We start from the raw sequence: 15558 nt of genomic DNA on the forward strand, positions 1-15558 counted from the left end.
TATGGTCATTAACCAAATCAGAGGCAAAGACTTACAGGGGCAACTATACAGCCTAAAAGGCAATGAGCCAATACTGCTAGACGACCCGCAGACCATTTGGGTGGTGCAGTCCGGCTCTGTAGCGTTGTTTGCTGTCACTATTAAAAATGGCATCACCCAAGGAAATCGCCGTTATTTGTTCACTCTTTATCCCGAAGAAGCACTTTTCGGAACGGCTTTTGACTGCATTCATGAGCACCGCCAACTTCTTGCAGTGCCGATGGGAGAAACTGAATTGCTGAAGGTAGACCGAGAATACTTTGAGGAGTTAGTTGTTGATGGGGATACTAGAATAGTTTCTTTGGTGGAGGGTTGGGTAGAGCAAATCAACACTACACTTTCCCATATCGCCACTCCAGCAATTCAAGTCCGAGCAGTGGGAGAAGCGCGATTTTCTTTAATTGATCGTCAAACTCTCCAGCCAGAACCCCAGGCGATCGCTTGGGTACAAATTCAGCAAGGAAATGTCCACTGGATGGGGCTTGAGGAACTAACTCTAGATCCGACATCGGGAATTTTCCCCCTTAGCGATGGTATCTGGTTACAAGCTGTAGGGGAAGTTCAGCTTGCCACGGCTTCCACAAGCGCCATCCGCAATGCAGATATCCTGCTTGAGGGACTTTCCCAGTTTCATACTCAACTGCTGGAATATATCAACTTCCTAGAACAGCAGGAAACCCAAGAAGAACTACAACGCCTGACTGATCGGGAACGTCTCAATCGTCAAGTGACAGCAGAAGCTCTAGGCGAACTAGCATCTTCCTTGGGAACTCAAGAAGCAACTTTTTTCCTGGAAGGCGCGCCGTTGTTAGTTGTTGCTGGTGCTGTGGGCAGGTCTTTAGGTGTAAAAATTCGCCCCCCAGCTAAGTCAGAGAACCTGAAGCGGGTGAAGGAGCCATTGGAAGCAATTGTTAGAGCTTCGCGGTTAAGGATGCGACAGATTTTATTGCGGGACAACTGGTGGCAAAAGGACTGTGGCCCTTTGGTTGCCTACACCCAAGAGGATAACCGACCAGTGGCACTCCTGCCCGTTTCTGCTACTCGCTACGAAATATTTGATCCAAGCGATGACACTCGTCTGATCGTAGATGCCTTTATTGCTTCTACACTAGCGCCCGTTGCTTATATGTTTTATCGGTCTTTGCCCGATAAAGTTCTTAACGCTAGCGATTTATTTCGGTTCGCGCTTAAGAATCGTGGCAGAGATATACTAATCGTTTTTTTAACTGGGATTGCCACGACACTGCTGGGTATGCTCACACCCCAGGCCACTGCCATTTTAATTGACAACGCCATTCCAGATAGCGATCGCGGATTATTACTCCAAGTTGGTTTGGGGTTGCTGGTTGCAGCTTTTGGGACGGCAGTATTTCGGCTGGCTCAAGGATTTGCCCTGTTGCGGGTGGAAACAATTTCCGATGCCTCTACTCAAGCTGCTGTGTGGGATCGGCTGCTAAACCTACCAGTATCCTTTTTCCGCCAGTATACTACAGGGGATCTTCAGTCTCGTGTGACATCAATTAGTACAATCCGTCGCCTACTAAGTGGCACAACCCTGACTACTCTGATCACTGGTCTGTTTTCATTATTAAACTTAGGACTTTTGTTTTACTATAGTTGGAAATTAGCTTTGGTTGCTGTGGCTGTAGCAGTAGTTGTTGTAGCTGTTACTACACTCTCTGGTATGCTCCTCGTCCGCAAAGTTCGCCCACTGCTGGAAATCAAGGGAAATATCTTTGGACAGACAGTACAACTAATCAATGGCATTTCTAAACTGCGTGTGGCTGGGGCGCAAGAGCGCGGTTTCGCCTCTTGGAGTAAAAACTACAGCCGACAAATAAAACTCGAACTCAGCACCCAAAACGTTGAAGATGGTGTTGCCCTTTTTAATACAGTCATGCCCACGGTGACTTCTGGTGTTCTGTTTTGGTTTACTATCCAACAGCTTCAGGAGGCTCAGACGACAGGTGCGATTGGACTAACAATTGGGACTTTTTTAGCTTTTAACAGTGCGTTTGGTACTTTTATTAAAGGTGCCACAGACGTAAGCAATACAGTTACTGGCGCTTTGCAAGTTGTCCCTCAGTGGAAACGCGCTCAACCAATTTTAGAAACTATACCAGAAGTGGATCTGGGCAAAGCCGATCCTGGTAAGCTCATGGGCAAAATCGCTGTAGATCATGTCACATTCCGCTACCGACAAGATGGCCCTCTGATCCTAAATGATGTGAGTTTGTATGCCGAGCCTGGGGAGTTTATCGCACTTGTAGGTGGTTCTGGGAGCGGTAAATCTACTATATTTAGATTGCTATTGGGGTTTGAAGCTCCTGAAGATGGCACTATTTATTATGATGGCCAAGATTTATCTGGGTTGGATGTTGATGCAGTGCGCCGACAGTTAGGTGTTGTCCTGCAAAATGGTCGGATGATGTCGGCTTCCATTTTCGACAACATTGCTAGCGGCGCTGGGATTACACTTGATGAAGCTTGGGAGGCAGCTCGTATGTCTGGGTTTGCTGACGATGTTGCAGCTATGCCCATGTCTATGCACACTGTGATTAGTGAAGGAGGTGGCAATCTCTCTGGAGGACAACGACAACGGTTATTGATTGCTCGCGCTCTAGCATTAAAACCCCGTATTTTGTTATTCGATGAAGCTACTAGTGCGCTCGATAACAGAACCCAGGCTATTGTCAGCGAAAGCTTGGATAAGTTACAAGTTACCAGAATTGCGATCGCTCACCGACTTAGCACTATCCGTAATGCTGATCGCATTTATGTACTTCAGGCAGGGCGGGTTGCACAACAAGGAACTTTTGAGGAACTTGCTGCTGTTGAAGGTTTATTTGCCCAATTAATGGCTCGGCAAATGGCCTAGTGGTCTGTCTCATAAGTTCTGATTGATTAGTTTGTTACCAAAACCCTATATAGACGCGAAATTTTGCGTCTCTACAACCCAGCAGAATTAATGCGATAGACCACTAGTTAGTTGAGATTTGTGAAAGCCATTACCTGACTACCTGTTAAAATATCATTGCCAAGAGTTGCACAAATACTGATAAAAACTCTTACTTGCAGCGTCAATAAGCTGTTACACAAATAAACATTACACATCCACTGACTTTTTTTCTGAAGCATTTATCAACGCAGATTCATTTAGCGATCGCAGCTCATGTCGGCAGAATACCGAAAACCCGTATTGAACTAAGTACAAAGCTTCTTGAATTCTCTTTGCTTAAATAATACTAACCTTCACCAGTTTCCGTATAATACATGGGAACTCTCTACAAGAATCGGGATCACCTTTGTTATGTTGAAAGCGATCGCACTAACGACCTCTAGGAAAAATTTAGCTCTACTATCTGCTACAGTCCTTACTACCACGTTTGGCTTAGTTTTTGGAACAATACAAACCGCCTCTGCAATAAATTGGAACTGGAATTATTCTGGTACTGGTATAGAAGCGAACGGAACTTTCATCACGAATGACACCCCTAACGAATTAGGTTATTACTTAATTTCTGGAATTACTGGTACACGTAATGGTGAAACAATTACTGGTTTACAAGCCGCAGGGACTCCAATCTCAGGAAACGAACCTTTTAATGTTGATAATTTAATTAGTCTTAATAGTCAACAGTTAACGGGTGATGGTTTTGGTTATTCTACATCAGGAGGAAACTTTGTGAGTCCTTTTTTTGCTAGTTTCTTGCCGACACCGGGTTATTTAGAGATTTTTTCTGCACCACCGTTAACACCAGGTTTTGAAAATTTGGGAACAGAAGATAGTGAATTACCCATTAGGTTTTCTGCAACTATAATCAGTGTCCCTGAACCCACATCTATCGTGAGCTTACTTGCTCTCGGCACTTTTAGCACACATTTATTATTGAAACGTAAAAAGCTATCCAAATTAACTGATAATAAGCTCGAAAAAGTTTCCTAAAACTATCAGCGAAAGCAGAAAAGATGGCAATAAGTCACATAAGCAACCTTAACGAATACTGATCAAAGCTAAATATGGGCATAAACTGGCGTACAGTCCAGAATTTTCTCAAATCATTCCTGCCAATACTATTTAGCAACTTCTGGTTTGTTTTCTAACCAGAATGTTGAAAGTGAACGCTTGATTTCTCTAGTTTTACTGATAGCGATCGCTTACATTTATGCAACGATTCAAGGTTAGCAGATTAAACGTAAACGCTATAACTTGTATAACTTCGTCGCCTGATTAAACTTGCTTATGGTTGCAGCAAGTTTACTCAAAACAGGTATGGTCTAGCCACCTTGCTCGTTGGCTTCACACCCTGTACTATGAACTCATCTAGGGTCAAATTAAACAACAAACAGTATGGATGCCACCCCCAAAGCCCAGGTCATCGCTAACGAGAAAAATCTTCTCTCAGCGATGAAAACCAATAACGTGGAACTTTTGGATCAACTGCTTCACGATCAGCTTCTCTTTAACGGGCCTAGTGGGGAAACGGCAACCAAAGCGATGGATCTGGAAAATTACCGTTCGGGAAATATCAACCTGCATACAATTGAATCAAGTGATCTAATGCTAAACATGGTCGGAGACGACATTGTTGTTGCCGTTACGGTAGAGATCAAAGGAAACTATTTAGGGCAAGAAATTGATGGCAAATTCCGTTATCTCAGGGTTTGGAAGCTATTTGAAAAAAACTGGAAAGTAATTGCAGGAAGTGTGGTTACGTTAAACATCGGCAACTGAAGACTGCCAGAGCTTTTCGATGATCTCTATTTGCACGTATTTCGTCATACCTGTACCAATCGCTTGTTCGCCTCTTTTAAGAACTAATTCTCCATTGGATCATCCCGCCCGATACCAAGCGATCGCAATTGTACTTTAATATTTTCTGGATCGGTTCCACAGTAATAATATTCTTTCTTGCGGAGGTCAGCCAAGTAGTATCCTGGCTTTCCACCATTGATCCGAAATAGTTCAATAACAACTTTCTTTTTAGTTGTGCCAAACATGAATTCAATATCGCCATCTGGCAAATTTAATGGGTTGTAAAAAGTTTTACCTCTAAGAAAATGCCAGTAAGACTTTTCAAATGTGATTTTACGCTCAATGATTCGGTATCTAATGGGATGAATTATTGTCATCTTGCGATCGCCTCTTTTAAGAACTAATTCTCCATTAGATCATCCCGCCTGATACTAAGCGATTGCAATTTAGCTTTGACATCTTCCCAGTCTCGGCCACAATAGTAATATTTTTTGTCCCGAATATCTGCCAAAGAGGGATGCTCCCGTGTCAAATAGTGTAACTACCTTTCCTCATTAGGCAAAAAAAACCACGTTGAAAAACGTGGAATTCAAGCAAGAACACTTTGTATTACCTTTAATGCGATTCTGCTTTTATTGAAGAGGTAAGAAGCAGAACGCTTTTATGTTTTATTTAGAACAAGATTTAGACTCATTAGGATTAAAAACACAAATTTAATAACCTGCAATTTTGATTTAACTTACAATAGTGGCGTACTTTCATCTAACGAACCCTACTTTTGCACTTTATTTAATACACTACCTTTAGATATTGCTTGACATTGCTCGTCAGTCAATATTTCAAATCCTTCTATTAATGCTGTTTTATAGGAAAACTGGACTGTTTGATTAGCTGCCATTTTTTTTGACAAAGTTTGGGGGTTTAAGTCCCCTGCCTCTACAGGCAGCACGTTTTGTGTCGGGTAAAATCCCCGTTACAAAACGTAATTGCGTTAGCGTGGCGGGGCGTTCGCTTTTAGCGTCTCCAAGAGTTGCCCATTGCGTTAGCGTAGCGGGGCGAAGCCCATTGCGAATTGCGTTAGCGGAGCGGGGCGAAGCCCATTGCGAATTGGTTTAATGCTTTTATTAAGCATGTCTCTTTCTCCTGATTGACTAATATTTTGTTATCAGTTATACAATTGCTCTCCTGAGTCTTTGTGTGAGTGGTTTGTTAAAGTTTGACTTAAGATTAGGGAAAAATTTTATGTAGAACCAGCTAATTATTTACAAAAGTTCATAAATGATTCTGTCCAATAATTTGGCAGATACTGTGTCTATTGAGTTTTCATTTCCATCTCATAAGTTTTTCGCAGACGACACGCGATATTTACAAAAGTTCACTAACTGCGCTATAGCCAATATTTTCTCTGTAACCCAAAATGAGGACGAATCATACCAATTCACAATTCTCAATGGGCTACGCCCCGCTACACTAACGCAATTAAAAAACTTATATGCAGCAAGGCTTTTAGGGTTTATGTCTACATCAAATTTTTCGTGAAGCAGCAGTTATAGAGGGGTTGAAAAGACATTTGAGTTGTATAAAGAAACTTTCTCTAAAGCTACGCCTAGCTTTAGTAGCGACAACCACCACCAAAATTTGCAATTCGCAATTCGCAATTTGTAATGACGGACGAAACTCGTACTGAGCAAAGCTGAAGTATTGAAAATTCATTCAAAAATTTAAGTTCCTAATTTAAATTCTAAAAAAACAATTAGTATTAATATTTGAGCCAGAGTATTTTTGCCTAGTATTTTAATTGCGAATTACGAATTGGTTTGCTCTATGGTCAAAGCTGTTGTCAACCGTCTTATACATTAGACCTTCAATAGGCAATTGATATTCTTGCAGCACATTCAATATTTTGGGTGATGTCTACATCCCGCTTTGAGAGCGATCGCTCGTTTAGGGAGTTACTTAGAACATCGACATAAAACCTCTATTGGTATTCAGGTACTGTGGCGAGGCTAGTTAAAATTGCACGACCTTTGTGAAGGCTGGCAGCTTGCAAAAGAAACTTAACGAGAAAAGTCAGAAAAATCATTCTATTCCTTTCCCCTCAAGCTCTTTACTTCTCTTGCCATCTCAAAATTAGCGAACGTACAGTTAATACTCCCATTGCAAACCATCTTTAAAGTTTTAATTTTCAATGAAGATGTATTGAAAATAACTACAATTTTGAAAAAATAAGTCAAAATGAGAAAACCAAATCTTAAAGTCAGTCTCCTTTCATACAAACATTGTAGTATTACAGCCTAGTTTCTTGTGAAATGAGTTTTTTAATATAAATTTAAAGCTAACAACGAAACTATAAATCAATAGGGTTCATTTAAGAAAAATTGTAGGTTTGGTTTGGAATGAGCCTGCATGGTCAAGTAGTACAGAGTGAATTACGTACATGCTATTAGCTTTATTATTATTTTTTTAGTGAAACTTCCAAAAATATGTGATTTAAAGATTTATCTAAGTTCCTTAAGATGTTTATTTTTATTAATAAAATTTAACTATGGACATTTGAATTTTTTAGGTATACCTTCAATATGTATATGCACTCTAGAAACGATAGTTGGGGTTTTTACTTATAAAGTCTACCGTAGTAATTATCGAAAATATCTAAGCCTTAACTTCACTGTAACTTTATTATGATTATGGGTAGTAATTGTTATGTATTATGAGTATCAAGATATATTGATAATTTCAGGTTTTTCCATCTTAATAACTTTATCTGTTTTTATAAATACGAAAAATAATAATTAATTGCTGGCAACTCAGTGTCAAGCTTCATTATCAAAAAATAACTTGAAACGAAATAACTTGATATTACCTATTTTGAAAGAATCCAAAAATCACCTACTATTTGAGTTGAATGATACTCAAACTGATTATCCTCGACAAGCGTGTATTCATCAATTATTTGAAGCACAAGTAGATAAAACACCTGATGCTGTAGCACTAATCTTTAATAATCAGCATCTCACCTACAGAGATTTGAATAGTCATGCTAATCAACTAGCACAATATCTCCAAACAGTAGGGGTGGGAACAGAAACTCTTGTAGGAATCTGCATAGAGCGATCCTTTGAAATGGTTGTAGCACTTTTAGCTATTCTCAAAGCAGGTGGAGCTTATGTACCATTAGATCCAGGATACCCGCAAGAACGTTTAGCTTTCATGCTGTCAGATACTCAGGTATCAGTACTATTAACTCAAAAAGAACTAATTACGAAATTACCTACTCATACAGCATTTTTAATTTGCCTAGATGCAGATTGGCATAAGATTGCCCAAAATAAAAATGAGAACTTAAGCACTAGCATCACTGCTGATAACTTGGCTTATGTCATGTATACCTCAGGTTCTACAGGTACACCCAAAGGTGTTAGCGTTATCCATCGTGGTGTAGTTAGGTTAGTCAAAAAAACTAATTATGTTCACCTCACAGATGAAGAAATAATTCTTCAACTCGCTCCTCTTTCCTTCGATGCTTCAACTTTTGAAATTTGGGGTTGCTTACTTAACGGTGGTCGGCTAATAATTTGCCCTCCTCATACCCCATCCTTAGAAGAATTAGGGCAGATTATTCAACAGTATCAAGTTACTACTCTTTGGCTGACAGCCGGTTTATTCCACCTTATAGTAGATGAGAAAATTGATGCTTTAAAACCCTTGCGGCAACTTTTAGCTGGTGGCGATGTTTTATCTGTTCCCCATGTGCAGAAATTTATCCAAACAGTAGAGAACTGTCAGCTGATTAATGGCTATGGTCCAACTGAGAATACAACTTTTACCTGTTGCCATCCTATAACAGCGCCACTGCAACCAGATGTTTCTATTCCTATTGGTCGTCCAATTGCGAATACTCAAGTTTATATATTAGATAACAACCTACAACCAGTATCATTTGGAAAAATTGGCGAACTTTACATTGGTGGTGATGGATTGTCTAGAGGCTATTTGAACCGTCCTGACTTGACTGCCGAAAAATTTATTTTTCACTCCTTGGATAGCAATTTAGCAACTCGCCTTTATAAAACCGGAGATTTAGCTCGTTATCTTCCCGATGGCAATATCGAGTTCTTAGGCCGGGTTGACAATCAGGTAAAAATTCGCGGTTTCCGAATTGAATTAGGGGAGATTGAACGTGAAATTGCACAACATCCTGACGTTCGTGAAATTGTTGTTTTAGCTCGTCAGGATGAAATAGGTGAAAAACAGTTGACAGCTTATATTGTTCCTTACTATAACAGTAGATACACGCATAATAAATTGCGTAGTTTCTTACAAGGGCGACTACCTAATTACATGGTGCCATCAGCGTTTGTGATGTTAGAATCACTCCCTTTGACTGCAAATGGCAAAGTTGATAGACATAAATTGCCAGCACCAAGTAGAGAACGTCCGCAACTAGAACAAGCCTACATTTCTCCCCAAACTGATTTAGAGCGTCTGCTTGCAGGTATTTTGTCTGAATTACTCAAAATTGATCGCGTTGGGATTGATGATAACTTCTTTGATTTGGGAGGAACTTCAATCTCAATTCTACAAGTTGCTGTGCGAGTGCAACAGGAACTTGGTATTGAGCTATCGGCTGTTAAGTTATTTCAGTATTCAACGATTGGTTCTTTAGCAAAGTATTTGCATTCAAGCCAGAATAGCCAACCGTCTTTTGACAAGCTGCAAAATCGTGCTCAACGCCAACAAGCCGCTAGAACTCGCCGCCGTAATCATCAACAAGGTGTTTAAGAAATGGTGAATATGCAAGCATCTGATAACCAAGATCCTATTGATGGTGTTGCCATTATTGGCATGGTAGGAAGATTTCCTGGCGCTAGGAATGTCAATGAGTTTTGGCACAATCTGTGTGAGGGATTAGAGTCAACGACTTTTTTTGAAGATGAGGAGCTAGATCCCAGTATTGACCCGAACCTTTGCAAAGATCCTAGCTACGTAAAAGCTAAAGGAATCATTCCTGGGGGAGAAACCTTTGATGCTGCCTTCTTCGGCATTAATTCACTGGAAGCTGTGGTTATGGACCCACAGGCTAGAGTTTTTCTAGAGTTGGTTTATGAAGCCCTAGAAAATTCTGGTTATGAATCAGAGTCTTTTGAGGGTTTGATTGGTTTGTACGCTGGTTGTGGTCAAAATACTTATTTTGCTAACCACATTTCTGGACGTATGGAAATTGTTGATCGCATCGGTGAGTTCCAAACGATGCTAGCAAATGAAAAAGACTTTTTAACTACTCGTGCTGCTTACAAGCTCAACCTCAAGGGTCCGGCTGTCAGTGTTAATACGGCTTGTTCTACTTCTTTAGTAGCAATTATTCAGGCTTGCCAAGCCTTAAGCAACTATCAGTGCGATATAGCCTTAGCTGGTGGTGTATCTATGACTACACCCCAAAATAGTGGCTATGTGGCGCAAGAAGGCAGTATGTTGTCTGGAGATGGGCATTGTCGTCCCTTTGACGCCAGCGCTCAGGGGACAATGTTCAACAATGGCGCAGGAGTGGTTGTCCTCAAGCGTTTAGAAGATGCACTCAATGATGGCGATCGCATCTATGCTGTAATTCGGGGATCTGGTATCAATAATGACGGCGCTGATAAGGTGAGCTTTACGGCTCCCAGCGTAGACGGACAAGCAGAGGCCGTTGCAATGGCGCAAGCTGATGCCAACTTTCACCCAGAAACCATCTCTTATATTGAAGCTCACGGTACAGCTACACCCTTAGGCGACCCAATTGAAATTGAAGCGCTGACGCAAGCATTTCGTGTGCATACAGACGCAAAACAATTTTGTGCGATCGGCTCTCTTAAAAGCAATGTCGGACATTTAGTTGCGGCGGCTGGGGTCGCAGGGTTAATTAAAACCGCTCTCGCCCTGCATTATAAAAAGATTCCACCTAGCTTAAATTTTGAGGCTCCCAACCCCAAGATTGATTTTGCCAACAGCCCTTTCTATGTCAATACCAAACTAGTTGAATGGTCAGAGGGTGAAACTCCGCGACGAGCTGGTGTGAGTTCTTTTGGTGTCGGTGGTACTAATGCTCATATTGTGCTAGAAGAAGCGCCACAAATCCAAAGTTCCGGATCTTCTCGCCCACAGCAGCTATTGTTGCTCTCGGCAAAAACTAGTAAAGCTTTAGAGACTGCAACCGCGAATTTACAGCAGCATTTACAATACAATACCGAAATTAACTTAGCCGATGTGGCTTATACCTTACAGCGAGGGCGCAAAGCCTTCAACTATCGACGCAGTATAGTTTGTCACAACATAACAGATGCGATCGCAGCCCTCCAATCTTTAGATGCAAATCAAGTAACTACCCGTCATACTGAAATCCGCAATCCAGGCGTTATCTTCATGTTCCCAGGACAAGGATCGCAATATGTGAACATGGGACTGAATCTCTACAACTGCGAACCAGCGTTTCAGGAGGTAGTAGATCGATGTGCTGAAATCCTTAAACCTTTGTTAGGCAGGGATTTACGAGAACTCATGTATCCTGCATCGAGCGCTTATGAAACTGCGGCTATCTCTCTGCGGCAAACCTGCTTTACTCAACCAGCATTATTCGTCATTGAATATGCTTTAGCGCAACTGTGGCAAAGTTGGGGGGTTAAGCCCCAAGGCATGATTGGTCACAGTATTGGTGAATTTGTCGCCGCCTGTATAGCGGGTGTATTTACTTTAGAAGATGCGCTGATGTTAGTTGCAACTCGCGGTCGCTTAATGTGGGAGTTACCGAAAGGAGCTATGCTCTCAGTACGCCTACCAGCCAAAGAGTTAGAGCCGCGATTGAGTGCAGAACTAGCGATAGCCGCAATTAATGGCCCTTCCCTGTGTGTAGCTTCTGGCCCCACAGAGGCGATCGCGGCTCTGCAAAAACAATTAGAAAGCGAAGAAGTTGTCTGTCGCCATTTACACACTTCCCACGCTTTCCACTCCCCAATGATGGATAGCATCATTGCCCCCTTTGCTGAGGTAGTTGGGAAAGTTAAATTATCGCCACCCCAAATTCCCTTTGTTTCTACAGTTACCGCCGACTGGATTACAGCCCTGCAAGCAACCAATCCGATGTATTGGGCTACACATCTACGTCAGACTGTGCGATTTGCCGAGGGTGTACAAACCCTATGGCAGCAGCCAGAACGCCTACTTTTAGAGGTGGGGCCACGAATCACAACTACGACCCTAGCCCGCCAACAAGCAAAAGATATTAAACAACAGATAGCGATCGCTTCTCTAAGTGATAACGCCGAGAACGAAGCCGAATGGACGGCATTACTCAAGGCAGTAGGACAACTGTGGCTAGCAGGAGTATCTATTGACTGGAGCAACTTTTATCAAAGGGAAACGCGACAACGAATTCCCCTGCCTACTTATCCCTTTGAACGCCAACGCTTCTGGATTGATCCTCCACCTCATCCCAATCGCGCAGTAAATCCCAAGCTTCAAAATCCCCAGTTATTAAAGACCCAAACTATGACAACATTCCCTCAGCAAAAGCTCATTCCCCTGCTCAAAGAAATTATCGAAGAAACTTCGGGATTGGAAATCGCTAGTGTTGACAACTCGACAACGTTTTTAGAAATGGGCTTAGATTCCTTATCTCTGACGCAAGTCGGGTTAGCTTTGAAGAAAAAATTTAAAGTCAAAGTAACACTTAGGCAGTTACTAGAAATTTGCCCGAATTTAGTAACGCTAGCTGATTTGATCAATCAAGCCTTGTCTCCCGAAACTTTATCTGCACTGGGATTAACAGAAACTGTTGCAAACTCTATTCCAGAAGCGCCAGCACCTGCAACCACATCACCCACTTTGGCAGTGCATGAAGTTCATACAAATGGATCTGCACCTCAGATTTCTTCCCAACCTCAACCTATTGCATCTAGTTTCCTAGAAACTATGATTAATCAGCAGCTACAAATCATGAGCCAGCAATTGGCCCTATTGGGTAACAACAGTCAATCTGTAACAATCCCAGTTGTACCTGCGGCAACATCTCAAAATAATCATGTCAAGCCACAAAACGCTGTATCTATCTCAGCTACTCAAATGAGTAAAGAATCAGCATTGGTAGATACAGAGTCAAATGGTGCGAAAAAAGCATTTGGTGCGGCTGCTCGAATTGAAAAGACCCAGACTAAAACTCTGACAGCGCAACAACGCACTCATCTAGACAAAATTATCCAAAGATATACACAACGGACTAAAAAATCTAAAGAATATACTCAAACTCATCGCCCTTATCTGGCAGACCCAAGAACTGTTTCTGGCTTTAACCCGACGATGAAAGAGATGGTTTACCCTATTGTGGCGTCTCGTTCATCGGGTTCTAAACTTTGGGACATTGATGGTAATGAATATGTTGATTTAAGCAATGGCTTTGGCTTAAATTTGTTTGGTTGGTCGCCACCTTTCATTACCGAAGCAATTGAAGCACAACTGAAACTCGGCATGGAAATTGGGCCACAAACTCCCTTAGTTGGAGAAGTGGCGAAGCTAATGTGTGAGTTGACCAACTTTGACCGAGCAGCCTTTTGCAACACAGGTTCGGAAGCGGTTCTGGGAGCGATGCGGATGGCGCGCACCATCACAGGGCGTAACTTAATCGCCATCTTTTCTGGAGCTTATCACGGTATTTTGGATGAAGTAATTGTTCGGGGAACAAAAAAACTCCGATCAATTGCTGCTGCTCCCGGTATCCCGCCGGAAATGGTAGAGAATATCTTGGTACTAGATTATGATTCACCTGAGTCTCTAGAAATCCTCAAAAATCGGGCCAATGAGTTAGCAGCAGTGATGGTTGAATCTGTGCAAAGCCGTCGCCCTGAATATCAGCCCAAGGAATTCCTCCAGCAACTGCGTGATTTTACTCAGGAAGCTGGTATTGCTCTGATTTTTGATGAAATCGTTACCGGATTCAGAATTCATCCAGGTGGCGCTCAAGCACATTTTGGTATAAAGGCAGATATAGCCACTTACGGCAAGATTGTGGGCGGTGGACTACCAATTGGAGTCATTGCTGGCAAATCACAATATATGGATGCTCTAGATGGTGGGTTTTGGCAGTTTGGCGATGACTCTGTTCCAGAGGTGGGTGTAACATACTTTGCTGGTACATTTGTCCGCCATCCTCTAGCACTTGCAGCCGCCAAAGCAGTACTTCAGCATTTACAGCAGAGTGGCCCCAGCTTGCAGCAAAATCTCAATGCCAGAACTGATAAGTTTGTAGCGGAACTTATGGGCTATTTCCAGCAAGTTCAAGCTCCATTCACAGCTTATAATTTCGGCTCCCTTTTCATGGTGAAATCTGCACCAGAGTTCCCCTACGGAGATTTACTGTTTTACTTGCTGCGGGATAAGGGAGTACATACTTGGGATCATCGTCCTTGCTTCTTAACGACAGCTCATTCCGAAGCCGATTTGGCTTTCGTAATGGCAGCTTTTAAAGAAAGTATTGCCGAAATGCAGTCTGCTGGCTTCTTAGCTGTGCCACCCATAGAAGTAACAAACCGCGAAGTTACCAATAACAGCCTACGTAATCGTCCTCCGCAACCTGATGCCAAATTAGGACGAGATCCCCAAGGGAACCCTGCCTGGTATATTCCCGATACCGAACGACCTGGCAAATATCTACAAGTTGCCAGTGTTTCCTGAAGCGGGGTTAGTAAATATTTAGTAAAAAATTGATATGTCACTAGCAGATTCATCATATAAGCAGCTAGATTTGCTTGCTCCCGCCCAAAAATTTTCTACTTTTATTATTGAGGCTGACACACCACAATTTCGTGAGCATTTCAACCTTTCATCTTTCATGTTTTCGCACAACCTTGCAGGACATCCCTTATTTGAGATTCCCCGCTTGGTCGAACTAGCAAATACTATCTTGAGTAAAGGTGAATCTACAAAGGTTACTTGTCAATTAGGTCAAATTCCAGTCAACCTAAAATGGTCACAAGTACCGCGTAAAGATCAAGTTTTAGAAGCGATCGCCCGCATTGAAGAATCAGGTTCTTGGATATTGCTTAAAAGTGTCCAGCTTGACCCTGAATATAACACCCTGCTAGACCAGATTGTAGTGGAACTGGAAGAACTGACAGGCGTACCTTTACGAAAAGAAATCACTTGGCTGGATGCTTACATCTTTATCGCCTCTCCTCATTCAATTACTCCTTATCACATTGACCATGAGTCAAACTTTTTATTTCAGATTCATGGCGATAAGGATGTGAATGTTTTCAATCCACGCGATCGCTCAGTTCTTACCGAGGAAGAAATTGAACATTATTACATTGGACAGTTGGATTCAGCGAATTATACAGATGAGAAACAAACAAAAGCTAGCGTTTATCATTTAACTCCAGGTAAAGCAGTTCACCACCCCGTCCTAGCACCTCATTGGGTGAAAAACGGTAGTAATGTTTCTGTTTCTCTTAGTATTAACTTTTGTATGCGATCATTCGATTTACAAGCTAGGGTTTATCAAATCAACCATTACCTCCGAAAGCTAGGTTTAGAACCAACCTCACCTGGTCAATCTGCAATAAAAGATTATGCCAAAATATTGGCACTGGGTATTTTATCTAAGCGTCAATCAAAAAGCAAATTTGAGTTACTACGCTCAGGGGTAGCTAAGTTGAATTATTTAGAAAAATCAGCAACCAAGTTAAATAATTTGTTTTATCGTTAGTTCCATTCAGTTAACATATCCTTCATTTTGA

Annotated in this window: 8 protein-coding genes; 6 read left to right on the top strand and 2 right to left on the bottom strand. The window is 41.8% G+C overall.

Annotation, left to right across the window (positions count from 1 at the left end; all coding sequences use genetic code 11):
- Window position 1: 1 nt before the first annotated feature.
- From RMY00_RS02045 to RMY00_RS02055, 3 genes are all read left to right on the top strand, one after another.
- Window positions 2-2917 carry an NHLP bacteriocin export ABC transporter permease/ATPase subunit gene (locus tag RMY00_RS02045; protein ID WP_322645960.1) on the top strand — a complete coding sequence of 972 codons (2916 nt, stop codon included), beginning with the start codon at window positions 2-4 and terminating at the stop codon, window positions 2915-2917.
- A gap of 342 nt (window positions 2918-3259) precedes the next feature.
- Complete coding sequence (locus RMY00_RS02050; RefSeq protein ID WP_322645961.1) at window positions 3260-3985, top strand: PEP-CTERM sorting domain-containing protein; 726 nt, start codon at window positions 3260-3262, stop codon at window positions 3983-3985.
- 405 nt (window positions 3986-4390) lie between these two features.
- A complete protein-coding gene (locus RMY00_RS02055; RefSeq protein ID WP_322645962.1) occupies window positions 4391-4774 on the top strand; it encodes a nuclear transport factor 2 family protein in 384 nt (127 codons plus the stop codon).
- An 83-nt stretch (window positions 4775-4857) separates the two neighbouring features.
- Here RMY00_RS02055 and RMY00_RS02060 read toward each other — a convergent pair whose 3' ends face one another.
- Together RMY00_RS02060 and RMY00_RS02065 are read right to left on the bottom strand one after the other, a co-directional pair.
- Window positions 4858-5172 carry a hypothetical protein gene (locus tag RMY00_RS02060; RefSeq protein WP_322645963.1) on the bottom strand — a complete coding sequence of 105 codons (315 nt, stop codon included), beginning with the start codon at window positions 5170-5172 and terminating at the stop codon, window positions 4858-4860.
- Between the two features lie 395 nt (window positions 5173-5567).
- Window positions 5568-5693 carry a hypothetical protein gene (locus tag RMY00_RS02065; RefSeq protein ID WP_322645964.1) on the bottom strand — a complete coding sequence of 42 codons (126 nt, stop codon included), beginning with the start codon at window positions 5691-5693 and terminating at the stop codon, window positions 5568-5570.
- A gap of 1940 nt (window positions 5694-7633) precedes the next feature.
- Between RMY00_RS02065 and RMY00_RS02070 the strand changes: the two genes are divergently transcribed.
- From RMY00_RS02070 to RMY00_RS02080, 3 genes are read left to right on the top strand one after another with little or no spacing between them, the layout of a single operon-like run.
- A complete protein-coding gene (locus RMY00_RS02070; RefSeq protein ID WP_322645965.1) occupies window positions 7634-9577 on the top strand; it encodes a non-ribosomal peptide synthetase in 1944 nt (647 codons plus the stop codon).
- 3 nt (window positions 9578-9580) lie between these two features.
- Entirely contained in the window at window positions 9581-14494 is a 4914-nt protein-coding gene (locus RMY00_RS02075) for an aminotransferase class III-fold pyridoxal phosphate-dependent enzyme (RefSeq protein WP_322645966.1), read from the top strand.
- Between the two features lie 34 nt (window positions 14495-14528).
- Window positions 14529-15527: a cupin-like domain-containing protein gene (locus RMY00_RS02080; RefSeq protein WP_322645967.1), complete on the top strand. Its 999-nt coding sequence runs from the start codon at window positions 14529-14531 to the stop codon at window positions 15525-15527.
- Window positions 15528-15558: the final 31 nt, after the last annotated feature.

Source organism: Nostoc sp. ChiVER01, assembly GCF_034531155.1.
Taxonomy (GTDB): domain Bacteria; phylum Cyanobacteriota; class Cyanobacteriia; order Cyanobacteriales; family Nostocaceae; genus Nostoc.